Source organism: Propionivibrio limicola, assembly GCF_009469695.1.
Classification (GTDB): Bacteria; Pseudomonadota; Gammaproteobacteria; order Burkholderiales; family Rhodocyclaceae; genus Propionivibrio; species Propionivibrio limicola.
In genome coordinates, this window is the sequence record NZ_SSSR01000020.1 from 18,877 (window position 1) to 40,312 (window position 21,436).

General features: G+C 62.3%; 20 protein-coding genes. 10 read left to right on the forward strand and 10 right to left on the reverse strand.

What is annotated here, in order from left to right; translation table 11 throughout:
• Nucleotides 1-26 precede the first annotated feature (26 nt).
• Nucleotides 27-632: a lipoprotein insertase outer membrane protein LolB gene (gene lolB / locus GH659_RS12320; protein WP_153111733.1), complete on the reverse strand. Its 606-nt coding sequence runs from the start codon at nucleotides 630-632 to the stop codon at nucleotides 27-29.
• A gap of 1 nt (nucleotide 633) precedes the next feature.
• Nucleotides 634-2,394, reverse strand: coding sequence for a tetratricopeptide repeat protein (locus GH659_RS12325; RefSeq protein WP_153111734.1), 1,761 nt, complete (start codon nucleotides 2,392-2,394; stop codon nucleotides 634-636).
• Between the two features lie 98 nt (nucleotides 2,395-2,492).
• Between GH659_RS12325 and mutM the strand changes: the two genes are divergently transcribed.
• Nucleotides 2,493-3,320 (forward strand): bifunctional DNA-formamidopyrimidine glycosylase/DNA-(apurinic or apyrimidinic site) lyase, encoded by an 828-nt coding sequence (gene mutM / locus GH659_RS12330; protein ID WP_153111735.1) that lies wholly within the window; start codon nucleotides 2,493-2,495, stop codon nucleotides 3,318-3,320.
• Between the two features lie 84 nt (nucleotides 3,321-3,404).
• Complete coding sequence (locus GH659_RS12335; RefSeq protein ID WP_153111736.1) at nucleotides 3,405-5,357, forward strand: dynamin family protein; 1,953 nt, start codon at nucleotides 3,405-3,407, stop codon at nucleotides 5,355-5,357.
• 103 nt (nucleotides 5,358-5,460) lie between these two features.
• Here GH659_RS12335 and GH659_RS12340 read toward each other — a convergent pair whose 3' ends face one another.
• The 5 genes from GH659_RS12340 to GH659_RS12360 are packed head-to-tail and all read right to left on the reverse strand — an operon-like array spanning nucleotide 5,461 to nucleotide 9,570.
• Nucleotides 5,461-5,733, reverse strand: coding sequence for a YfhL family 4Fe-4S dicluster ferredoxin (locus GH659_RS12340; RefSeq protein ID WP_153111737.1), 273 nt, complete (start codon nucleotides 5,731-5,733; stop codon nucleotides 5,461-5,463).
• Between the two features lie 16 nt (nucleotides 5,734-5,749).
• On the reverse strand, nucleotides 5,750-6,253 hold the full coding sequence (gene coaD / locus GH659_RS12345) for a pantetheine-phosphate adenylyltransferase (protein ID WP_211364238.1): 504 nt from the start codon (nucleotides 6,251-6,253) through the stop codon (nucleotides 5,750-5,752).
• Nucleotides 6,246-6,821, reverse strand: a complete 576-nt coding sequence (rsmD, locus tag GH659_RS12350) for a 16S rRNA (guanine(966)-N(2))-methyltransferase RsmD (RefSeq protein ID WP_153111739.1) — start codon at nucleotides 6,819-6,821, stop codon at nucleotides 6,246-6,248. Before rsmD ends, coaD begins: the two co-directional genes overlap by 8 nt.
• On the reverse strand, nucleotides 6,818-8,161 hold the full coding sequence (locus tag GH659_RS12355; protein WP_153111740.1) for a M16 family metallopeptidase: 1,344 nt from the start codon (nucleotides 8,159-8,161) through the stop codon (nucleotides 6,818-6,820). The genes rsmD and GH659_RS12355 overlap by 4 nt, the downstream gene beginning before the upstream one ends.
• Nucleotides 8,162-8,184: 23 nt before the next feature.
• The gene (locus GH659_RS12360; protein WP_246167836.1) at nucleotides 8,185-9,570 is read right to left on the reverse strand and encodes a M16 family metallopeptidase; all 1,386 of its coding nucleotides are present in this window, start codon (nucleotides 9,568-9,570) and stop codon (nucleotides 8,185-8,187) included.
• 135 nt (nucleotides 9,571-9,705) lie between these two features.
• Between GH659_RS12360 and ftsY the strand changes: the two genes are divergently transcribed.
• Genes ftsY through GH659_RS12380 form a run of 4 tightly spaced genes read left to right on the forward strand, consistent with a single transcriptional unit; the run spans nucleotide 9,706 to nucleotide 13,795 of the window.
• Entirely contained in the window at nucleotides 9,706-10,701 is a 996-nt protein-coding gene (gene ftsY, locus GH659_RS12365; protein ID WP_153111741.1) for a signal recognition particle-docking protein FtsY, read from the forward strand.
• Nucleotides 10,702-10,708: 7 nt separating this feature from the next.
• The gene (locus GH659_RS12370; RefSeq protein WP_153111742.1) at nucleotides 10,709-11,371 is read left to right on the forward strand and encodes a cell division ATP-binding protein FtsE; all 663 of its coding nucleotides are present in this window, start codon (nucleotides 10,709-10,711) and stop codon (nucleotides 11,369-11,371) included.
• Complete coding sequence (gene ftsX / locus GH659_RS12375) at nucleotides 11,368-12,267, forward strand: permease-like cell division protein FtsX (protein WP_153111743.1); 900 nt, start codon at nucleotides 11,368-11,370, stop codon at nucleotides 12,265-12,267. The genes GH659_RS12370 and ftsX overlap by 4 nt, the downstream gene beginning before the upstream one ends.
• 40 nt (nucleotides 12,268-12,307) lie before the next feature.
• The gene (locus GH659_RS12380; RefSeq protein WP_153111744.1) at nucleotides 12,308-13,795 is read left to right on the forward strand and encodes a glycosyltransferase family 39 protein; all 1,488 of its coding nucleotides are present in this window, start codon (nucleotides 12,308-12,310) and stop codon (nucleotides 13,793-13,795) included.
• A gap of 10 nt (nucleotides 13,796-13,805) precedes the next feature.
• Here the strand turns inward: GH659_RS12380 and GH659_RS12385 are convergent, their stop codons facing one another.
• The 3 genes from GH659_RS12385 to GH659_RS12395 are packed head-to-tail and all read right to left on the reverse strand — an operon-like array spanning nucleotide 13,806 to nucleotide 16,186.
• On the reverse strand, nucleotides 13,806-14,570 hold the full coding sequence (locus GH659_RS12385; RefSeq protein WP_153111745.1) for an endonuclease/exonuclease/phosphatase family protein: 765 nt from the start codon (nucleotides 14,568-14,570) through the stop codon (nucleotides 13,806-13,808).
• A gap of 13 nt (nucleotides 14,571-14,583) precedes the next feature.
• The gene (gene nadA, locus GH659_RS12390; protein WP_153111746.1) at nucleotides 14,584-15,681 is read right to left on the reverse strand and encodes a quinolinate synthase NadA; all 1,098 of its coding nucleotides are present in this window, start codon (nucleotides 15,679-15,681) and stop codon (nucleotides 14,584-14,586) included.
• 55 nt (nucleotides 15,682-15,736) lie between these two features.
• Nucleotides 15,737-16,186 carry a rhodanese-like domain-containing protein gene (locus tag GH659_RS12395; RefSeq protein WP_153111747.1) on the reverse strand — a complete coding sequence of 150 codons (450 nt, stop codon included), beginning with the start codon at nucleotides 16,184-16,186 and terminating at the stop codon, nucleotides 15,737-15,739.
• Between the two features lie 367 nt (nucleotides 16,187-16,553).
• Here GH659_RS12395 and glnA point away from each other — a divergent pair, with 367 nt between their 5' ends.
• The 4 genes from glnA to ntrC all read left to right on the forward strand — a co-directional run bounded on the left by glnA (nucleotide 16,554) and on the right by ntrC (nucleotide 21,421).
• Nucleotides 16,554-17,969 (forward strand): type I glutamate--ammonia ligase, encoded by a 1,416-nt coding sequence (gene glnA, locus GH659_RS12400; protein WP_153111748.1) that lies wholly within the window; start codon nucleotides 16,554-16,556, stop codon nucleotides 17,967-17,969.
• A 158-nt stretch (nucleotides 17,970-18,127) separates the two neighbouring features.
• The gene (locus GH659_RS12405) at nucleotides 18,128-18,601 is read left to right on the forward strand and encodes a DUF4124 domain-containing protein (RefSeq protein ID WP_246167838.1); all 474 of its coding nucleotides are present in this window, start codon (nucleotides 18,128-18,130) and stop codon (nucleotides 18,599-18,601) included.
• Between the two features lie 48 nt (nucleotides 18,602-18,649).
• A complete protein-coding gene (glnL, locus tag GH659_RS12410) occupies nucleotides 18,650-19,759 on the forward strand; it encodes a nitrogen regulation protein NR(II) (protein ID WP_153111750.1) in 1,110 nt (369 codons plus the stop codon).
• Nucleotides 19,760-19,996: 237 nt separating this feature from the next.
• On the forward strand, nucleotides 19,997-21,421 hold the full coding sequence (ntrC, locus tag GH659_RS12415; RefSeq protein WP_153111751.1) for a nitrogen regulation protein NR(I): 1,425 nt from the start codon (nucleotides 19,997-19,999) through the stop codon (nucleotides 21,419-21,421).
• Nucleotides 21,422-21,436 lie beyond the last annotated feature (15 nt).

A 21,436-nucleotide genomic window follows, 5' to 3' on the forward strand; every position in this document is an offset into this window, starting at 1 on the left:
CTCGTTTTCAGTACCAGAAACAGCGCTCAGAACGGCGTCCATTCGTCGATGCGCAACCTCAATTCGAAAGCGCCGAGGCGCTCGGCAATAATCAGCGAGGGCAACGCCTGCGGATCTTCGCCGGCATATTCATAATCAATGCGCCAGTCTTCATGGCGAAGCCGCGACGGGCGTCCGCGCGAATCACGCTCAAGGCGCCCCTCGATCACCTTGCCGCGCACCCAGTCCGTCAATTGCGAAAGCGGCAGGGGGTACCCCAGCACATCCCGCGTCAAGGTTTCGACATCGGCGGCAACGTAGCTTCGGCCATCGCTGGTGAGCAGGCGCGCTTCGCTATCGCTGGCGGCAATTTCGGCCATGCCTTGCCCGAACGGGCTGGCCAGCAACAAAGCATCGCTCCGCCCCCGGTGCTGCCAACTCAAGCGACCGGAGAAGTTTTTATCTTCATAGCGCAGCGAAAAACGGCCGTTCAGGGCGAAGTCCTCCAGCGGCTCGCGCCCGGTCAGCGCAACCACCGGGCCGTCCACCGCCGGTTCGGACAAGCTGGCACAGCCGCCAACCAGCCACCCGGCGACGACTAGCGCGAAAGCAACCCGCCCGGCGCGTAACGCAGACACGAAAGTAACCAGCATTTCAGGGCGCAAATTTCCTGACCGCCTCGTTCAGCACATCGCTGTCCGGATGCTTGCGCCCGGCGTCAAGCAGCACGCGCCGTGCGTCCTCCTGGCGACCAAGAGCCCACAGCACTTCGCCGATATGGGCGGCAATTTCAGGATCCTCGCGCTGCGCATAGGCTTTTTCAAGATAACCAAGCGCGCCGTTCAGATCCCCCTGCCGGAAGAGCACCCAACCCATGCTGTCGAGGATAAAACCGTCTTCCGGCGACAGCAGGAGCGCCTTCTCGATCAACTCCCGCGCTTCGCCGAGCCGGATATTGCGTTCGGCATAGGAGTAACCGAGCGCGTTGTAGGCCTGGGCGCTACGCACGTTATCCGGACGCAGGCCGATCAGCTTCCGCAAACGCGCTTCCATCAGCTCGAAACGGCCGAGCCGCTCGGCCAGCAATCCCGTTTCGTAAAGCAAATCGGCTTGCTCGGGACTCTTCTCCAGTTCCCAGTCGAGCAAGGCAAAGGCCGCCTGCAACTGCTTGGCATCACGCAACAACGCCGCCTCGGCGACAAGCAACTGGATCCGTTCTTCCTGTGTTTTTGTGGTTGCTTGGTCAAGCAGCGTTCGCGCCTCGTCGATCCGCCCCAACCGTCCAAGCAGGTAAGCACTGCGCATCCGGGCCGGAAGATAATGCTCTCCGGACTCAACCTCGGCATAGTGGGCCAGCGCCTCGTCGAAACGTTTGTCATCCTCGGCAATCTGCCCGAGGTAGTAGTAGGCGACGCTCTTGTTCGCCCCTTCGAACGACAGGAAACGCTTGAACTGCGCCTCCGCCAGACCACGATCGTTCTGCTGCAGGGCCAGGACGGCGACGGCATAGGTTATTTCCGGACTCTCCGAATTGGCTTGCAGGAGTTGGTCGAAATGGCGCTTGGCTTCGTAATAACGCTTTTCCGCCACCAGCGTACGCGCCAGCAGCAAATGAACCTCGCGCGCCTGCGGATAGCGCTCGACGAATTCCTGCATGAACTCGATCGCATCACCCGGCGATTCGCGGGCCAGCAGTTGTCCGCCGAGGTAAGCCGGCAACTCCCAGCCAGGGCGCAACTCGAGGGAGCGTCGCACCTCCGACATGGCCCGTTCGTTGAGGCCGGCCGACCCGGCCGCCACCGCAACGGCATAATGCGCCTCGGCCATGCCGATAAACGGCCGGCAGACTGCCTCGATCAGGCGAAAAACGGCCAGCCGGTCGGGGCTGCGGGCAAACATCCGGTTGAGACCGGTCAGATTGGCCGCCAGCCCCGGCGTATCGGCTTCGAGCAGACGAATCAGCGGCGGCGCAAGATCGTCCAACCGGTTAGAGAGAATCATCATGCTGATCAGCAATTGCTGCGCGCGCTTGGAATCCGGTTCGCGCTCAAGCCAGAGACGCGCCGCCTCGATGGCCAGATCAAAGCGGCGTGCATACCCTGCCACTTCGATCATCCGTTCCAGCACCTGCGGATCGCGCGTGCGCAAGGCCAGCGTGGCGTAGGCCTGGCTCGCCAGATCAAGATCGCCGCGCTGCATGGCGACCTCAGCGAGCAACACCTGATAGACCACCTGCGCGGTCAATACCTCTCCGTCATCGACGGATGGTTCCGGTGCCGCAACCGCAGCGCGGCGTCCGGCGTCACGTGCGACGGGTGCTTTCTTGGCCGCCAGCGCGCCATCGACAGCGCCTGCCGGCGCGACGAATCCGGCCACCAAAGCGGTCAGACAGATGGCATATCGAATGTGTTTCATGAGTCTTGGTACCCTGAGCAGCTCCTGTCCGGGAACCGGTTGGAGTCTTGTGCGTCTTACTGGTTCGCTCATGTTATGGGCTTTTGTCGAGACCAGCAATGCCGGAACTCCCCGAAGTCGAAGTCAGCCGCCTCGGATTACTGCCCCATTTGCCGGGCCAGCGTCTGCTCAACGCCATTTTCCGCACGCCGCGCCTGCGCCACCCGATCCCGCCCGAACTGGCAACCCGCCTCGCCGGATTGCATATCGACGCCATCCGCCGCCGCGGCAAATATCTGCTTTTCGACTGCGAAAGCGCCCACGGAGGTGGCTGGCTGATCCTGCACCTCGGCATGTCCGGCAGCCTTCGACTGGTCGCTCCCGGCACGCCACCGCAAAAGCACGACCATGTCGATCTCATATTCGCATCGACGGTCCTGCGCCTGCGCGATCCGCGCCGCTTCGGCACTCTCGTCTGGCACGAAGGCAGCCGGGTGGAAAGCCATCCGCTCGTAGCCGTGCTCGGGACCGAACCGTTGAGCGACGGATTCGGCGGCGACTGGCTCTACGACGCCACGCGCCCGCGCCGCGGGCCAATCAAGACGGTATTGATGGACAGCCATCTGATCGTCGGCATCGGCAACATCTACGCCGCCGAAAGCCTGTTCCGGGCCGGCATTTCACCGCTCCGCCCGGCGCACCGTATCAGCCGAAAGCGTTGCCGCGCACTCGCCGAAGCCATCCGCGCCACTCTCACCGAAGCGATCGCCGCCGGCGGCAGCAGCGTCCGCGATTACGTGCACAGCGATGGCGGCGCCGGCTCGTTCCAGACATCCTGCGCCGTTTATGGCCGGCAGGGCCAGCCTTGTCCGCGCTGCGGCGCCCCGGTCCGGATGATCCGCCAGGCGGGGCGATCGACCTTCTATTGCCCGTCCTGCCAGCGTTAAACGAGCCCCCGCGCCGATTATTCCAATCGGTTTTCGCCTGTGCGCTTGTGATAGAGTGAGCCTCCTCTGATCGAGGGGTAAACCATGATGCTTGCTCAACACGTTGCCGCTTATACGCAATGGCGCACCAATCTGGCGGGAGGCCTGGAGGCCTTCCGAAAATGGTTGTCGGAAAACGACCTGAGCGATGCCCAGACCGACCTGCGCATCGCCCGCCTCCTCGAAAAGCTGCGCGAGGATCGCTTGAATATCGCCTTCGTCGCCGAATTCTCGCGCGGCAAATCGGAGCTCATCAACGCCATTTTCTTCGCCGACTACGGTAGCCGGATGCTGCCATCGACGGCCGGGCGCACCACGATGTGTCCGACCGAGCTGATGTACGACCCGTCGAAGCCTCCGTCGATCGAACTGCTGCCCATCGAAACCCGCGAATCGAACGCCGGCATCAGCGAGTACAAACGCTACCCCGAGGAGTGGAAAGTCATCCCGCTCGACACCGGCTCGACCGAGGCCATGCAAGACGCGCTGCGCTCGGTGAGTGATGTTCGCCACGTCACACCGGAACTCGCCGAAAAATACGGTTTCCCAACCGGCAACGGCAACGCAACCGTCGGGCGCACCGGCGAGGACGGCACCGTCGAGATCCCGCGCTGGCGCCACGCCGTGATCAATTTCCCGCATCCCCTGTTGCAACAGGGGCTGGTCATTCTCGACACGCCGGGACTCAACGCCATCGGCACCGAACCCGAGCTGACGCTGTCGCTGCTGCCCAACGCCCATGCGGTGCTTTTCATCCTCGGCGCCGATACGGGCGTGACGCAATCCGACCTCGCCATCTGGAGCGAACACGTCGCCGCTCCGAACCAGCACAAGAAAGGGCGCATTGTCGCCCTCAACAAAATTGACGGCCTGTGGGACGAACTCAAAAGCGCCGATGAAATCGAGGCCGAAATCGTCAAGCAGGTCAATGACTGCGCCCGGACGCTCGATCTGCCATCCAGCCAGATTTTCCCGATCTCGGCCCAAAAGGCTCTGGTCGCCAAGGTCAACGATGACGCTTCATTGCTCAACCGCAGCCGCCTGCCGGCACTCGAAGCCGCGCTCTCGCAGGAACTCATCCCGGCCAAGCGGGAAATCGTGCAGGAACTCACCGGCACCGAATTCTCGGACATCCACGCCCGCATGCGCGGACTGCTCGACTCCCGGCTGGCCGGCTTGCGCGAGCAGCTTGACGAACTGACCGAACTGCGCGGCAAGAACAAGGGCGTCGTCGAATACATGATGCGCAAGGTGCGCGTCGAGAAAGAGGAATTCGAATCCGGCCTGCAGCGCTTCTATGCCGTGCGCAGTATTTTTTCGCAACTGACCAACAAGCTTTTCAGCCACCTCGGCATCGACGCCCTGCGCAGCCTGACCGCACAGACGCGATCAACGATGACCGGCGCCACCTTCTCGAAGGAGCTTTCCGAAGCCATGCGGAATTTCTTCGCCGTCGCACGCGCCAACCTCATCAAATCGGACGGCGAAGTCACGGAAATACTGGCGATGATGGAGGCCATCTACAAAAAGTTCGTCGTCGAACACGGCCTCAAGCTGGACTCGCCGACCGGTTTTTCACTGATCCGCTACAAGAAGGAAATTGACCGCCTCGAACACTGGTGCGACACGCATCTCAACACCGTTTTCCAGCTCGCCACCAACGAGAAGAGCAAGGTGACGCAAAAATTCTTCGAGGAAGTCGCGGTGCAGGTTCGAAAGGCCTTCGAGCGCGCCAACCGCGACGCCGAGGCCTGGCTCAAGGCGGTCATGGCGCCGATGGAAACGCAGGTGCGGGAACACCAGATCCAGCTCAAGCGCCGGCTCGAAAGCATCAAGCGCATTCACCAGGCGACCGACACGCTGGAAGACCGGATCAACGAGCTCGAGCATGTCGAGCAGACGCTGCTCGGCCAGATCCGGTCGATTGAAGCGCTGGGCCTGGAGATTCAGAACACGCTGAGCACGGTGGCCGACGAAACCGGTCTGCGCGCCGCCTGACCGTCAGCCATCGCAGCCCCATTCCGGAACGCCACCAGAAAAAACGCCGTGCCCTGCAAAGAGTCACGGCGTTTTTTTCGACCGACGGAAGAATGTTCCAGCGTTATTCCCCGGAACAGCCGACGCACTTGATGCCGGTCAGCTTCTCGTACTTGATCCAGAGCTGATTCACCGTCTCATCGTGCTCCGGATCCTTCTTGATGCAATCGACCGGGCAGACCTCCACGCATTGCGGCGTGTCGTAGTGACCGACGCACTCGGTGCACTTGTTAAAGTCGATGACATACGTCTCGTCGCCCTGGGAAATGGCTTCGTTCGGGCACTCCGGCTCGCAAACGTCGCAGTTGATGCACTCATCGGTAATAATCAAAGACATGTATTTTTCCTTCTGATCAACAGTTGCTGTTTCTTTCGGCTATTTTCTTTGCCAGCCGCTCGCATACGGACGGGCGCGCAAAGTTGCTGACATCGCCACCGAAAAGAGCGATTTCGCGAACCATCGTGGCCGAAATGAACGTGTACTGCTCACTCGGTGTCAGGAACATCGTTTCGACTTCGGGGTAAAGATTCCGGTTCATCCCCGCCATCTGGAATTCGTATTCAAAATCGGACGCCGCCCGCAAACCGCGCAGGATAACCTTGGCGCCTCGCTCGTGCAGGAAATTCATCAGCAGACCGCTGAAGCTGCACACTTCGACATTCGGGTATCGCGGCAGCAGAATTTCTTCTGCCATCCCGACGCGCTCTTCGAGCGAGAAGAAAGGCTTTTTGGCGTGACTGGCCGCGATCGCCAGGATGACATGGTCGAACAGCCCCGCTGCTCGCCGGACCAGATCTTCGTGCCCCATGGTGATCGGGTCAAAGGTGCCGGCATAGATCGCCAACCGGTTATTCAGCGCCATCGTGGTCGCCACTCCTCATCAAATGATAAAAAACCTGTCCGGCCCGGCCGCTGCGGACGGTACGCCAGTCTCCGCAAGACTCCAGCTCCATCTCCGCCTCGACGTAAAGCACGCCGTCTCTGGATAAAAGCTGCGGCAACAGCGGTTCAAGGCGCCCGATCCAGCCTTGCTTGTAAGGCGGATCGAGAAAAAGCACATCGAAACGCGGACTTTCCGGTCCAAAAGCGGACGCGAATTTTACCGCATCCGCGCCGAGAATCTCCAAACGCCCGTTTTTCGCGCTTGGGGCGCCAAGCAGACGCGCATTTTCCTCCAGCGCGGCGCGCACTTTCGCCGATTTCTCGACCATGACCACCCGAGCCGCACCGCGCGAAGCGGCCTCGAAACCGAGCGCCCCGCTGCCGGCAAAGAGATCGAGACAGGTGAGTCCCGCCAGATCCTGTCCGAGCCAGTTAAACAACGTCTCGCGGACACGGTCGGGCGTCGGGCGCAGCCCTTCCGAATCGGGGAAATGCAGAAGACGGCGCTTCCACTCACCACCGATGATGCGCACTGAATTCATTTGCTTCCTTTCGCGGAGTCCACCGCCCCGTCCGGGCCGACGATCACCGTCACCATGCTCTCCGGCCGCACACGCCGGGCAAAAGCGGCGCGGATATCGGCGGCAGAGACTTTCTCGACGTTCTCGGCATAGCGTTCGAGATAATCGAGCGGCAGGCCGTAAAAGCCGACCGTCGCCACGTTGTCGAGCAACTTGCGGTTGCTGTCGAGGCGCAGCGGGAAGCTGCCAATCAGATTCTGCTTGGCAGCCTGCAGTTCGTCCGCGGACGGGCCTTCGGCGAGGAAGGCGGCCAGCACGTCGCGCGTCACACGCAGCGCGTCGTCGGCCTGCTCCTTGCGGGTTTGCAGGCCGATCTCGAACGGCCCCGGCTGCTCCAGCGGCTGAAAATAGCTATGCACGCTGTAGGCAAAACCGCGTTTTTCCCGCACTTCCTTCATCAAGCGCGAGACAAAACCGCCGCCGCCCAGCGTGTAGTTACCGACCACCAGCGGAAAGAAATCCGGATCGCCGCGCTTGAGCGCCGGCAAGCCGATCAGCAGATGCGCCTGCGCAGCCGGATGGGCGAGACGCTGTTCGCCGCCTGCGGCTCGCAGCGGAATTTCCGGCACACCCGCACCGATCCCTTTCGGCAATTCCGAGGTCAGCGACTGCGCCAACGCCTCGGCGTCCGCACGCGAGACATCGCCCACAATCGTCACCGCCGCCCGCTGCGCGGTGTAGTGCTGACGGTAGAACGCCGCGAGATCGTCGCGCCGCAGCGCACCGACCGACTCCGGCGAGGCCTGCCGACCGTAGGCATGATCGGGATACATCGCCGCCCAGAAAGCACGGTTGGCGATCGTTTCCGGACGGGTCAGCGCGTCCTTCAGACCCGCCATGGCACGCGCCTGTTCGCGCTCGAAAACAGCGGCCGGAAACTGCGGCCGGGTCAGCACGGCGCGCAAGATATCAAGCGCCGGTCCGCGTTTTTCTGCGGCCGACAGCGTGCGCAGACTGACCGAGGCGCGATCCATGCCGGCGCTGCCGGAGAGCTGCGCGCCCAGATCGGCCAACCCGTTGGCGATCCTGTTTTCATCCATCGCTTCGACACCGAGATCGAGCAGGGTGAGCGTCAGCGCCGCCAGACCGGCCTTGCTGCCCGGATCGTATGCAGAACCGGCGGCAAAATCGACCTGAACATCGAGAATCGGCAGGTCATGGTTTTCGACGAAGAACACGCGGGCGCCAGACAGCGCCATCCAGTGCTCAATCTTCGGCGCGGCCGCGCCAACCGGTGCAATCAGCCCGAGCTGGGCAAAAAAGATGAGAAAAACGGCGGCAAACTGTTTGATCGGCTTCATCGTTCAAAAAACCTCGGAGATTCTCAATGACGTTGAGCCGCGGCTGGCGCGCGCGGCGTCCCGGGCAAGGGCTGCGGGTCGAGTTCGGCCACCGTCAGCTGATCATCGCCGAAATACCTGGCCGCCACCGCCTTGATCTCGGCGGCCGTCACCGACTGCAGCTTCTCGATCATCCGCTTGTCAGCGCGATAAGGAATGCCGGCCGCTTCGAACTGGCCGATTTCCATGGCCTGCGCAAACATCGAATCGAGCTTGTAGATCTGGCTCGCCACCAGTTGCGCTCTCGCCCGCTCCAGTTCTTCCGCCGTCACGCCGTCCTTGGCGACCCGCGCCAGTTCGGCCCGGAAACCGGCCTCCAGCTCGGCCCGGCTACGCCCCGAAGTGGGCGATCCGTGCAGATAAAACATCCCCGGTCCGCGCGCCGTCGAGTCATAGCCCGCCCCGGCCGCCACGGCCAGTCTTTGCTCCTTGACGAGCCGCTTCGAGAAACGCGCCGCCTCATGCCCATCCAGAATGGCCGCCAGCATCTCAAGGGCAAACGGCTCGGTATCGTTTTCCACGTCACGGATCAGCGGCACCTTGTAGGCCATCAGCACCGACGGGAGATCGGCCGGCGCCTTGACCGTCAGGCGGCGCGTACCCGACTGCGCGGGCTCCACCTGCGGCTTGCGCGCCGGCAAGGCGCGCAGCGCCAGCTGCCCGTAGCTCTGCTCGGCGAACCGGAACACCTCCTGATGGTCGACATCGCCGACCACGACGACGTAAGCATTGTTCGGCACATACCAACGGTCGTACCAGTCGCGTGCATCCTGCACGGTCATGCTTTCCAGATCGTTCATCCAGCCGATCACCGGCACCCGGTAGGGATGCGCCTGCAAGGCCACCGCCGCCAGCTGCTCGAACAACAGCGACTGCGGCTGATCTTCGGTGCGCAGGCGGCGCTCCTCCATGACCACCTTGATCTCCTGCTCGAACTCCTTCGGATCGAGCGTCAGATGGCGCATGCGGTCGGCTTCGAGCTGCATCATCTCGGGTAGTTTCTCTTTCGGCACCTGCTGGAAATAGGCCGTGTAGTCGCGGCTGGTAAAGGCGTTGTCGCGCCCCCCGGCGGCCGCCACGCGGCGGCTGAACTCGCCGGCCCCGATCGTCGGCGTGCCCTTGAACATCATGTGTTCGAGCAGGTGCGCCACACCAGTCGTGCCGTTGGTTTCGTCCATGCTGCCGGCGCGATACCAGACCATATGCACGACGGTCGGCGCCCGCCGGTCTTCCTTGACGATGACGCGCAAGCCGTTGGCCAGCTGTTGTTCAAACGGGTTCGCCCGCACGGCGAAGGAAACCGTCGCCGCGAGCAGGAAGGCCGCGCCAAGAACGGCACGCTTCGAGAACTTCGTATAACGCATGGGCATGAGTGGCTTCTGATAAAATTCGGAGACTCGTTGACGACTTGTCAGCGGCGGCATCTTACTCCCATCGCCGTAGCGCCCAAAACCCGGACCGCTTCGCCTTCCGGCTCCCGCAACACCACAGAGACACAAAAGCCCATGTTTGGTTTCTTCAAGAAATCCACCGACAAGAAAAGCGACAGTCCGCAGCCAGACGAGCTGACGCCCCCCCCCGCGACCACCACCGCGCTCTCCTGGCGCGAACGGCTGAAAGCCGGCCTGGCGCGCACCCGCGCGCAGCTCGGCGGCAAACTCAAATCGATCTTCGCGCGCGGCAAGGTCGACGACGAACTGCTCGAAGAACTGGAAACGCTGCTTCTGACCAGCGACGTCGGCATGGAGGCAACGCAACACCTGCTCGACGAACTCAAGTCGCGTGCCAAGCGCGACAAGATCGAAACGCCGGAAGGCATCCAGAAAGCGCTTTCCGACGCCCTGCACACACTGCTGCTGCCGCTCGAAGAACCGCTCGACACGTCAGCAAAGCGCCCATTCATCATCATGATCGCCGGCGTCAATGGCGCCGGCAAAACGACCTCGATCGGCAAGCTGGCCAAGCATTTCCAGTCGCAAGGGCTGTCCGTCCTGCTCGCCGCCGGCGACACCTTCCGCGCTGCGGCGCGCGAGCAGTTGCAGGCCTGGGGCGAGCGCAACAACGTGACGGTCATTTCGCAGGAATCGGGCGATCCGGCCGCCGTCGTCTTCGACGCCATTTCCGCGGCCAAGGCGCGCGGCATCGACATCGTGCTCGCCGACACCGCCGGCCGGCTGCCGACCCAGCTGCACCTGATGGAGGAAATCGCCAAGGTACGCCGCGTCATCCAGAAGGCCGACCCGACCGGCCCGCACGAAACGCTGCTCGTGCTCGACGCCAACTTCGGGCAGAACGCGCTGGCGCAGGTCAAGGCCTTCGACAAGTCGATCAACGTGACCGGCCTCGTCGTCACCAAGCTCGACGGCACGGCCAAGGGCGGCGTGATTGCCGCCATCGCCCGCCAGTGCCCGAAACCGATCCGCTTCATCGGCATCGGCGAAGGCATCGACGATCTGCGCCCGTTCAACGCCCGCGATTTCGTGGACGCCATTTTCGAGTGAGCCGGACATGATTTCCGTCAGTGCATTGACCAAGCGCTATCCGGAAGGACTGGAAGCGATCAAGGATGTCACCTTCGACATCTCCGCCGGCGAGATGGTGTTCATCAGCGGCCATTCCGGCGCCGGAAAATCGACCCTGTTCAAACTGCTCGCGGCCATCGAGCGGCCGACCTCCGGCAGCATCGTGATCAACGGACAGAACATCACGGCGCTGCGCCAGAGCGCCATTCCCTACCTGCGCCGCAACATCGGCCTCATCTTCCAGGACCAGAAGCTGCTTTTCGACCGCACCGCGCTCGACAACGTGCTGCTGCCACTCGCCATCGTTGGCCTGCCGCACAAGGAAGCCGTGCGCCGGGCGCGCGCCGCGCTCGACAAGGTCGGCCTGCTCGACCGCGAAAACGTCAATCCGATCGCGCTTTCCGGCGGCGAACAGCAACGGCTGGCGATCGCCCGCGCCATCGTCAACCGGCCGTCGATCATGCTCGCCGACGAGCCGACGGCCAACCTCGACAGCGACTCGGCGTCGACCATCCACGCGCTCTTCCGTGCCTTCCACCAGGTCGGCGTCACGGTTGTCGTCGCCACGCACGACCCGCAGTGGATGGCGCAATTCTCGCCGCGCATCATTCGCCTTGAACGCGGCCGACTGCTTGGAGGTGCCGCATGATGACCTTTCTCGCCCAGCATGGGTTGGCACTCAGGAGTGCGTTGCGCCGCCTTGTCGCCTCGCCGCTCAACACCGTCTTGTCGCTGATGGTGATCGGCGCCGCCCTGGCCCTGCCAAGCGCCGGCTGGATCGTTCTCGACAACGTGCAGGACATTGCCGGCAACATCTCGGGCACCCAGCAGATCAGCCTTTTCATGGCCGTCGATGCCGGCAGGAAGGACACCGCCGAAATTGAAGCGCGGCTCAAAGAAGCCAAGGTTGGCAAATGGCGCTTCGTGCCAAAGGAGGAGGCCCTCAAGAACCTGCAGGCGACCGAGGGCATGAACGAAATCGTCGCCAGTTTGCCGCGCAATCCGCTGCCCGATGCCTTTGTCGTCGAACCGGCGGACACACGTCCAGAATCGCTCGAGGAACTGGCAAAAACCGCGGCCGGCTGGCCGAAGGTGGCGCACGTGCAGCTTGATTCCGCGTGGATCAAGCGCCTCGATCTTTTCCTGCGCATCGGCAAGCTGACCGTGACGCTGCTCGCCAGCCTGTTTGCCGGCGCGCTGGTGGCGGTGACTTTCAACACCATCCGCCTGCAGATCCTGGCCCAGGCCGATGAAATCGAGGTCGCCAAGCTGATCGGCGCGACGGATGCCTACGTCAGCCGCCCGTTCCTCTACTTCGGCGCCGTGCAAGGCGTGCTGGGCGGCCTGTTTGCCACCGTGCTCCTGATGGCGGCCGGTTATGTGCTGGCGCCCCCGGTCGGTGAGCTGATCGAGCTGTATGGCGGCGGTTTTGCGCTGCAGAGCCTGTCCGCAGCGAACATCGCGGTGATCGCCGCGATTGGCGGCGGGCTTGGCTGGCTCGGCGCACAATTGTCGGTGACCATTTATTTGCGGCGCATCGCCTGAGCCGACTGCATCGCAGCCCAACCCATTCCCGAGGTAACTTTTGCCCGATCTTTCGCGCCACTACCGCCATCTGACGCCCGCCCGCGTCACGTTTGCCGCCAGCCTGATGCTGTCCCTGATCGCCCACCTCGGCGGCATGCTGAACCGGGACGGCATGCTCTATGTCACGACGGCACGTGCCTTTCTCGACGGCGGCTTTGTTGCCGCAAAGGCGATGTTCAGCTGGCCGTTCCTGTCGATCCTGATGGCGCTCGTCTCGCAAGCGACAGGGCTGGGACTGGAAAACGCCGGACATCTGCTCAATACATTGTTCATGGCCGGCGCCTGCACCCTGCTGGTCAAGAACGTCGAGCGCCTCCAGCCCGAAACAGCGTGGTGGGCGGCGCTCGCCGTGCTGGCGATTCCTGGCTTGAACGAATACCGCCATGAACTGATCCGCGAGTTTGGCTGTTGGTTCTTCATCATGCTGGCGCTGTGGCAAGCGCTGCGCTGGAACGGACGGCCGACCTGGGTAGGTGCCTTGCTGATCCAGGTTGTACTGGCAATGGCCATGCTGTTCCGGCCCGAAGCAGCGGCGCTCTTTCCGGCCCTGCTGCTGTGGCAGCTGTTTGAGGCGCCGCGCCACGAGCGACTGCGCCGCCTCTTGCAGCTCGGTGCGCTGCCGCTGGCCGGCGCAGTCGCCGTGCTCGCCCTCTATTTCAGCGGGCATCTCGATGGAGGCCACCGCCTGGCCGGCGAAATCCAGCGCTTCAAGGCACAGGGCTTCGATGCCAAGGCCCAGGCGCTGGCGGCCGCTCTGATCGATTATGCGAAAGGGGACGCCGGCACCATTCTCTTCTTCGGTTCGCTGGCCATCGTTCCGATCAAGATCGTCGCCAGGCTTGGCATCTTTGTTCTGCCGCTCGTTTTCCTTGGCACCAGCCACCTGCGCCTCGCATTTTACCGGCATCCGCTTTTTGCTTGGTGCACCGCTTTCCAGTTAATGGTCGTCTCCGTTTTTGTTATCGACCAGCAGTTCCTGGCCGGGCGTTACGTTGGTCCGATACTACTGTTCATGGCGCCGTTCGTCGGCATCGGACTGCGCGAACTCGCCGTGCGCTATCCACGCTGGCGGCTCGCGCTGGTCGGCGCAGCCCTACTCATCATGCTGGCAAACATCATTTCGCTGAGCCCGGGCAAGACGCATTTCGTGACGGCCGGGAAATGGCTGGCCGAAAACGCTACCGAATCGTCGCGCGTCTATCTCGAGAGCGGCCGCGCCGCCTATTACGCCGGCTGGAGCCTGAAACCGACGCAAAAAGACCGCAGCGACGAGCTGATTCAACGTATCCGGCAGGGCGACTATGAGCTGCTGGTATTCGAGGTTTCACGCAAGGACGCCCCCATCGACGCGTGGCTCGAAAGGTCAGGCGTCCGTGTGCTGCAACGTTTCGAACACACCAGGAAAGATGCCGTGATCGTTGCCATTCCAGGCGAGACGGCCGATGGCAGGCACGCGCCCGGCAAGGCCACCCCGCCGGCAAACTAGCGGAAGCGCATCAGCCGTTCAGGATCAGCCCGGCCGAAAGCGGGGCGTGGTCGGATATCTGCGACCACGGCCGGCCCGAATGCACCTTGGCATCGGCGATGGCAAAACCGCGCACGTAGATGCGGTCAAGGCGCAGCATCGGCCGCCTGGCCGGGAAGCTCCGTCCGGGCGACTCTGAACCGCCGGAGCCGCCAAAAACTTCCGTCAGCCCAAGGCGCTGAGCCAGCAAGGCGTCGGCCTCATTGCGCCAGTCGTTGAAATCGCCGGCGATGATGAGCGGCGAGTCGTTGCCGGCCGCCTGCTCGAGGTAAGCGGCCAGCGCATCCATCTGTTTCCGGCGCGACCGGGCAAAGAGCGACAGATGCACGCAGACACAATGCAGCGGCTGGTCGACATTCGGCACATTGATCGTGCAGTGCAGCAAACCGCGCCGCTCGAAGCGCAGGTGCGTGACGTCCTGATTGTGCGCATGAACGATCGGGAAACGGGCCAGAATGGCATTCCCGTGGTGCCCGTGGTCATAGGCCACGTTGCGGCCGTAAGCACTCGATTCCCACACGTCCTGCGCGAGAAAGTCGTGCTGCGCCTTTTCCGGCCAGTTCTCGATTCTCGCCGCATGCCGACTATGCTGCCCGAGCACTTCCTGCAGGAAAACGATATCGGGACCGAGCGCGCGCAACTCGTCACGCAGTTCGTGCACCCGCATGTGCCGATTGAACTGCGAGAAGCCTTTGTGGATGTTGTAGGTGACGACGTGCAGCTTCTGGGATTTCATGGTGCTCACGATATCACGATACCGCGAGCATCCTCTCCAGCGCCAGCTTGGCCGGACCGGCTTCGTGCGCCGGCACCGTGATCCGGTTCACGACGTGGCCTTCGGCCAGATTCTCCAGCGTCCACGCCAGATGCTGCGGGTCGATGCGCTGCATCGTCGAGCACATGCAAACGGTCGGCGCCATGAACTGGACGATCTTGCCTTCGGGCCGGACCTCCTCGGCCAACCGGTTGACGAGGTTCAATTCCGTGCCGACCAGCCAGCGCGTGTTCGGCGCCGCCTCCTTGATGACCTTGACGATCTGTTCGGTCGAGCCGACATGATCGGACAACCGGCAGACATCGAAACAGCACTCCGGATGGGAAATGACATGACCCTCCGGGTATTTCTGGCGGAACTTCTCGATATGCGCCGGCTGGAACATCTGGTGTACCGAACAGTGCCCCTTCCAGAGCAGGATCCTGGCTTTCTTGATCTGTTCGGGCGTCAAACCGCCCATTTCGAGATCGGGATCCCAGACCAGCATTTCGTCGAGTGGAATGCCCATCGCATGACCGGTCCACCGACCGAGGTGCTGGTCGGGGAAGAACAGGATCTTCTCGCGCTGCTTGAATGCCCACTCGGCGATCGTGCGCGCGTTCGACGACGTACACACGATGCCGCCGTGGTTGCCACAGAAAGCCTTCAGGTCGGCCGCCGAGTTGATATAGGTCACCGGCGTGAACACCTCCTCGGCGTTCAGGATCGAATTCAATTCGCGCCAGCAGCGCTCGACCTTGGCCAGATTGGCCATGTCGGCCATCGAGCAGCCGGCCGCGAGGTCAGGCAGGATCGAAATCTGGTGCGGCTTCGACATGATGTCGGCCACTTCGGCCATGAAATGCACGCCGCAGAAGACGATGTATTCAGCATCCGTTTGCGAAGCCAGGCGCGACAGTTTCAGCGAATCTCCCGTCAAATCCGCGTATTGATACACGTCGGCGCGTTGATAGTGGTGGCAGAGGATGACCGCCTTCTGCCCCACCTTGGCACGCGCCGCGCGAATGCGCTCATGGCACTCCGCGTCGGACATTTGGCTGAAAGAGTCAAAACTGATGCTTCGCGTATTCATTGCATGTTCCTGGGTGCTGACCGGATGTTTTCCGGGAATCGATGATTCGTTGAGTTCAACTATGCCAAGGCAGGCCGGCAAGCCGCCAGCCGCCCAACTTTCCGCGCTGCCCGTTGGCATCGACGGTCCCCTCAAAGCCTTCCAGCACGTTATAGCACGCCGTAAAGCCGGCTTCGCTGGCGAGAACCGCCGCGTTGTGCGAGCGAATGCCACTGCGACAGACGAACAGAACCGTCGCCTCTTTATCCACCTGACGGCCGAGCTGGGCGAGAAAATCGGGGTTCAGCTGGCCATCGGGATAAGACTGCCACTCGATTTCCACCGCCCCCGGAATTCGCCCGACCCAGTCGAGTTCGGCACGGGTGCGAATATCCACCAGTTTTGCGCCCGGCAACTCCTGCCAGACGGCAAATGTCTCTTCCGGAGTCAGTGCACCGGAATACGGAAGATCGAGCTTGTCGGCACGTTCGCGGGCGAGCAGGAGGATGTCGGTGAGTTTTCCCATGACGATAACTGTGTTGGTCTAAACTGGTTCCGACTGACGACCGCCGGGGAAAGTTTCAGGCATTGAAAGCGGCGAGAGTATAAACCGAGTTAACGCGTGAACAGCGCCGACAACTACCACGAAAATGAGTGCTCACCTTACGCTCGGTCAATCCGCACCAGAGCGGCGTCAACAATCCCGTTATTGGTGCATCGATGCTCCGCACGCACCAAACTTGTGCCATCAACCAAAGGCCTCCACCAGATTTTGCCTTATGGCACAATGGCAAATTCGAGGCAGGGAAGTTGGCATGTTTTCTGCTAACCATCGAAGCACGTTTTTTTAATTGTCGCCGGGATGACCGGCATCCGCTGAGGAGACTTTGCACATGGCAAGCCCGCAAGAAGTAATCAAGATGATCCAGGAAAACGATGTCAAGTTCGTTGACTTCCGCTTCACCGACACCCGCGGCAAAGAACAGCACGTTACGGTTCCGGTCAGCGCGTTCGACGAAGACAAGTTCGAGAGCGGCCACGCATTCGATGGCTCCTCGATCGCCGGCTGGAAAGGCATTCAAGCCTCCGACATGCTGCTGATGCCGGACCCTACCACGGCTTACATCGACCCCTTCTACGACGAAGTGACGCTGGTACTGGCCTGCGACGTCGTCGACCCGGCTGACGGCCGCGGCTACGACCGCGATCCGCGCTCCATCGCCAAGCGCGCTGAAGCCTACCTGAAGTCCTCGGGCATTGGCGACACCGCCTACTTCGGCCCGGAACCCGAATTTTTCATCTTTGACTCCGTCGAGTGGAGCGCCGACATGTCTGGCTGCTCGCTCAAGATCTACTCGAGCGAAGCCGCCTGGAAGTCGGGCGAGCAAACCGAAGGCGCTGGTGGCACGGGTCACCGGCCGGGCGTCAAGGGCGGCTACTTCCCAGTTCCGCCAGTCGACAGCCTGCACGACATCCGTTCGGCCATGGTGCTGACGCTCGAATCTCTGGGCATCCCGGTCGAAGTGCATCACCACGAAGTGGCCAACGCCGGCCAATGCGAAATCGGCACTGTGTTCAGCACGCTGGTTCGCCGCGCTGACTGGACGCAAACACTCAAGTACGTCGTGCATAACACGGCGCACCAGTACGGCAAGACCGCCACCTTCATGCCGAAGCCCATCGTTGGCGACAACGGTTCCGGCATGCACGTTCACCAGTCGATCTGGAAAGACGGCAAGAACCTGTTTGCTGGCAACGGCTACGCCGGCCTGTCCGAAACCGCCCTCTTCTACATCGGCGGCATCATCAAGCACGCCAAGGCACTGAACGCCATCACCAACCCGGGCACCAACTCGTACAAGCGTCTGGTTCCGCACTTCGAAGCTCCGGTCAAGCTGGCTTACTCGGCCAAGAACCGTTCCGCTTCGATCCGCATCCCGCACGTTGCGTCCGACAAGGCTCGCCGTATCGAAACCCGCTTCCCGGATCCGATCGCCAACCCGTACCTCTGCTTCGCCGCCCTGCTGATGGCCGGTCTCGACGGCATCCAGAACAAGATCCATCCTGGCGATGCCGCTGACAAGAACCTCTACGATCTGCCGCCGGAAGAAGATGCAAAGATCCCGACCGTTTGCGCCAGCCTCGAAGAAGCGCTCGACGCACTCGCCAAGGACCGCGAGTTCCTGACCCGTGGCGGCGTCTTCTCCAACGAATGGATCGATGCCTACCTCGCACTGAAGATGGACGAAGTCAACAAGGTTCGCATGACGACCCACCCGGTCGAATTCGACCTCTACTACAGCTGCTGATCAACCCGGCACTGCTTGAAAAAGGACGGGAATTCCCCGTCCTTTTTTGTTTCTCAAGCCCCCCGGCGTTTGCTCTCCGCACGGCCATCCAATACACTGAAGTCCGATCAACCCGCCCCTGATTTATTACAAAAGGATATTGCGCGATGAGGTTGCGAATGATTCACTTGCTGCCGGCGGCGCTTCTAGCGGCCGCCACGTCAGCCAACGCGGATGTGATGTACCAGTGTATCGACGAGAGTGGCCACAAATCGTTTTCGAACGTCAAACCCGCCGGGAAGAACGTCAAATGCACGGCCATGAATCTGGGCGATCCGGGCACTACGACACCGGCCCCGAAATCCGGCGCAGCGCCCAAAACGCCGACGCCCGCCAATTTCCCGAAAGTTGACGATACAACGCAAAAGGCGCGCGACAACGACCGTCGGCACATCCTCGAAAGCGAGCTGGCGACCGAGCAGAAAAACCTCGAACAAGCCAGGAAGGAACTGGCCGAGCAGGAATCGCTGCGTAGCGGCAACGAACGCAATTACCAGAAAGTGCTCGACCGGCTGCAACCTTACAAGGACAAGATCGCACTGCACGAGCGGAATATCGAAGCCATCCAGAAGGAGCTGGGCAAACTGCGCTAAGCATCCATCGCCTTGGCTTGCCTCCCAGCCAACAGGTACCCCACCCACATGACGCCCCCCCCTACCAATCCGTTCGGCGGACTGGACCTGCTCTCTTCGTCGATCGTCCTGCTCGACAGCACGCAGTCCGTCCGTTTCATCAATTCAGCGGCTGAAAACCTCCTCGCCATCAGCGGCAAGGCCATTGCCGGACGGCGCTTCGACAGCGTCATCGAGTGCCCGGAATCGCTGCGCAAAGTGCTCGGCAACGTCCTCGAACTCGGCTGGAGCTATACCGGCCAGAACATCGAATTGCGCCGCGGCGACGGCTCGTTGCTGCACCTCAACTGCACGGTCAATCCGGTGCACCCGCAGGAAGCACCGGGCGCTTCCGAGGCGCGGCTGCTGATCGAACTGTGGCCGATTGACCAGCAACTGAAGGCGACGCGCGAAGAGCGCCTTCTCGAACAGCAGCTGGCCAGCCGCGAGCTGATCCGCAACCTGGCCCACGAAATCAAGAACCCGCTCGGCGGCATCCGCGGCGCCGCCCAGTTGCTCGAGCACGAACTGAACAACGCCGGCCTGCGCGAATACACCCAAGTCATCATCAAGGAGGCCGACCGCCTGCAGGACCTGATGAAGCGCCTGCTCTCACCGCATCGGCCGATGCAGCCGGGGCCGGTCAACATCCACGAAATCCTCGAGCGCGTGCGCAGTCTGCTGACGGCGGAATTCCCGCATACGCTGACCGTGCGCCGCGATTACGACACCAGCCTGCCGGACCTGGTTGGCGACCGTGAGCAGCTGATCCAGGCCATTCTCAATATCGCGCGCAACGCCGCCCAGGCCATTGAAGGCCAGGCAGTGGAAGGGCAGGACAAGGGAACCATCACCCTGCGCACGCGCATCACCCGACAGGTAACACTGGCCAAAAAACGCTTTCCGCTGGCGCTCGAACTCCAGGTCATCGACAACGGCCCGGGCATTCCGCCAACGATCCGCGACCGCATGTTTTTTCCGCTCGTCTCCGGGCGCGACGGCGGCAGCGGCCTCGGCCTGACGCTGGCGCAGAGCTTCATCCTGCAGCATCAAGGCACCATCGAATGCGAGAGCCGCCCCGGCTACACCTGCTTCACCATCCGCATGCCGCTCGATACGGGGAAAACCGCCTCTCAATAGCCGCCACCAGCAATGCCATTTCACCACCAAGACACCAAGGCCACAAAGTTTCACCAAGAAAAACAGGATCCTTCCTTGGTGCTCTCTTGGTGTGCTTTGTGCCTTGGTGGTTCGCTTTTTATTTAGCCAGCAGCCCCGATCAAACCCCTCTGCCCTACGCGAAAAAGCCACTTCCGCAACCATGGCAAGCTATTTGCTTAAAAAGGCCGTCGAATAAACATGATTGCTGAAAACAAAATGAAACCCGTGTGGATCGTCGACGACGACAAATCTATCCGTTGGGTACTGGAACGGACGCTGTCGCGCGAGCAGGTGCCGTTCAAGAGCTTTACCTCGGCGACCGAAGCGCTGGCGCAACTCGATGCCGGCGCCGAACCGCCGCAAGTTCTGGTCTCCGACATCCGCATGCCGGGCGACTCGGGGCTGGAGCTGCTCAAACGGGTCAAATCCCGCTTTCCCTCGCTGCCGGTCATCATCATGACCGCTTATTCCGATCTCGATAGCGCCGTCGCGGCCTTCCAGGGTGGCGCGTTTGAGTACATGCCCAAACCGTTCGACGTTGATCAGGCCATCGAACTCATTCGTCGCGCCATCGACGAGAGCCTGCACCAGGGCGAGGGATCGGGCGAAATCGGCACCATTCCGGAAATTCTCGGCCAGGCGCCGGCCATGCAGGAAGTTTTCCGCGCCATCGGCCGCCTCAGCCAATCGGCGGCGACGGTGCTCATCACCGGCGAATCGGGAAGCGGCAAGGAACTCGTCGCACACGCCGTGCACCGCCACAGCCCGCGCGCCGACAAACCGTTCATCGCCATCAACACCGCCGCCATCCCGAAAGACCTGCTCGAATCCGAGCTGTTCGGGCATGAACGGGGCGCCTTCACCGGCGCCGCCGCCCAGCGGCGCGGCCGCTTCGAGCAGGCCGAAGGCGGCACGCTGTTTCTTGACGAGATCGGCGACATGCCGGCCGAACTGCAGACCCGCCTGCTGCGCGTGCTCTCGGATGGCAACTACTACCGCGTCGGAGGCCACTCGCCGATCAAGGCCAACGTCCGCATCATCGCCGCCACGCACCAGAACCTGGAAGCGCGGGTCAAGGAAGGACTGTTCCGCGAGGACCTGTTCCACCGCCTGAACGTGATCCGCGTTCGCCTGCCGAGCCTGCGCGAGCGGCGCGAGGACATCCCGATCCTCGCCAAGCATTTCCTGCAAAAAAGCGCGCTGGAACTGGGCGTCGAACCGAAACGATTCTCGGAAGCCGCGCTCAAGTACCTCGCGCTGCTCGATTTCCCGGGCAACGTTCGCCAGCTGGAAAACGTCTGCCACTGGCTGACGGTCATGGCGCCGGGGCAGCAGGTCGACGTCGCCGACTTGCCGTCCGAGCTGCGCGAAGCCACGCCGAGCGCGGCGGCGTCGAACTGGGAGAGCGGGCTGGCCATGGAAGTCGACCGCCTGCTGGCCAACAGCGAAGGCAACGTGCACGAAAGCCTGACCCAGGTTTTCGAGCGCATCCTGATCCAGCGCGCCCTGGCCCATACTGGCGGGCGGCGCATCGAAGCCGCCCTGGCCTTGGGCATCGGCCGCAACACCATCACGCGCAAGATTCAGGAGCTCGGCCTCGATGGTGCGCGCGCGGACGAGCCGGATCAGCCCCACGCATAATCGGCGATAATGGCG

Bases quoted from the DNA above. Each gene is read 5' to 3' on its own strand.
- GH659_RS12395 (WP_153111747.1), bottom strand. From the start codon at position 16,186: ATGGGAAAACTCACCGACATCCTCCTGCTCGCCCGCGAACGTGCCGAC.
- GH659_RS12325 (WP_153111734.1), bottom strand. From the start codon at position 2,394: ATGAAACACATTCGATATGCCATCTGTCTGACCGCTTTGGTGGCCGGA.
- lolB (WP_153111733.1), bottom strand. From the start codon at position 632: ATGCTGGTTACTTTCGTGTCTGCGTTACGCGCCGGGCGGGTTGCTTTC.
- GH659_RS12355 (WP_153111740.1), bottom strand. From the start codon at position 8,161: ATGAAGCCGATCAAACAGTTTGCCGCCGTTTTTCTCATCTTTTTTGCC.
- GH659_RS12405 (WP_246167838.1), top strand. From the start codon at position 18,128: ATGATTCACTTGCTGCCGGCGGCGCTTCTAGCGGCCGCCACGTCAGCC.
- GH659_RS12360 (WP_246167836.1), bottom strand. From the start codon at position 9,570: ATGCCCATGCGTTATACGAAGTTCTCGAAGCGTGCCGTTCTTGGCGCG.
- mutM (WP_153111735.1), top strand. From the start codon at position 2,493: ATGCCGGAACTCCCCGAAGTCGAAGTCAGCCGCCTCGGATTACTGCCC.
- glnL (WP_153111750.1), top strand. From the start codon at position 18,650: ATGACGCCCCCCCCTACCAATCCGTTCGGCGGACTGGACCTGCTCTCT.
- GH659_RS12340 (WP_153111737.1), bottom strand. From the start codon at position 5,733: ATGTCTTTGATTATTACCGATGAGTGCATCAACTGCGACGTTTGCGAG.
- rsmD (WP_153111739.1), bottom strand. From the start codon at position 6,821: ATGAATTCAGTGCGCATCATCGGTGGTGAGTGGAAGCGCCGTCTTCTG.
- ftsX (WP_153111743.1), top strand. From the start codon at position 11,368: ATGATGACCTTTCTCGCCCAGCATGGGTTGGCACTCAGGAGTGCGTTG.
- ntrC (WP_153111751.1), top strand. From the start codon at position 19,997: ATGAAACCCGTGTGGATCGTCGACGACGACAAATCTATCCGTTGGGTA.
- GH659_RS12370 (WP_153111742.1), top strand. From the start codon at position 10,709: ATGATTTCCGTCAGTGCATTGACCAAGCGCTATCCGGAAGGACTGGAA.
- nadA (WP_153111746.1), bottom strand. From the start codon at position 15,681: ATGAATACGCGAAGCATCAGTTTTGACTCTTTCAGCCAAATGTCCGAC.
- GH659_RS12335 (WP_153111736.1), top strand. From the start codon at position 3,405: ATGATGCTTGCTCAACACGTTGCCGCTTATACGCAATGGCGCACCAAT.
- GH659_RS12385 (WP_153111745.1), bottom strand. From the start codon at position 14,570: ATGAAATCCCAGAAGCTGCACGTCGTCACCTACAACATCCACAAAGGC.
- glnA (WP_153111748.1), top strand. From the start codon at position 16,554: ATGGCAAGCCCGCAAGAAGTAATCAAGATGATCCAGGAAAACGATGTC.
- ftsY (WP_153111741.1), top strand. From the start codon at position 9,706: ATGTTTGGTTTCTTCAAGAAATCCACCGACAAGAAAAGCGACAGTCCG.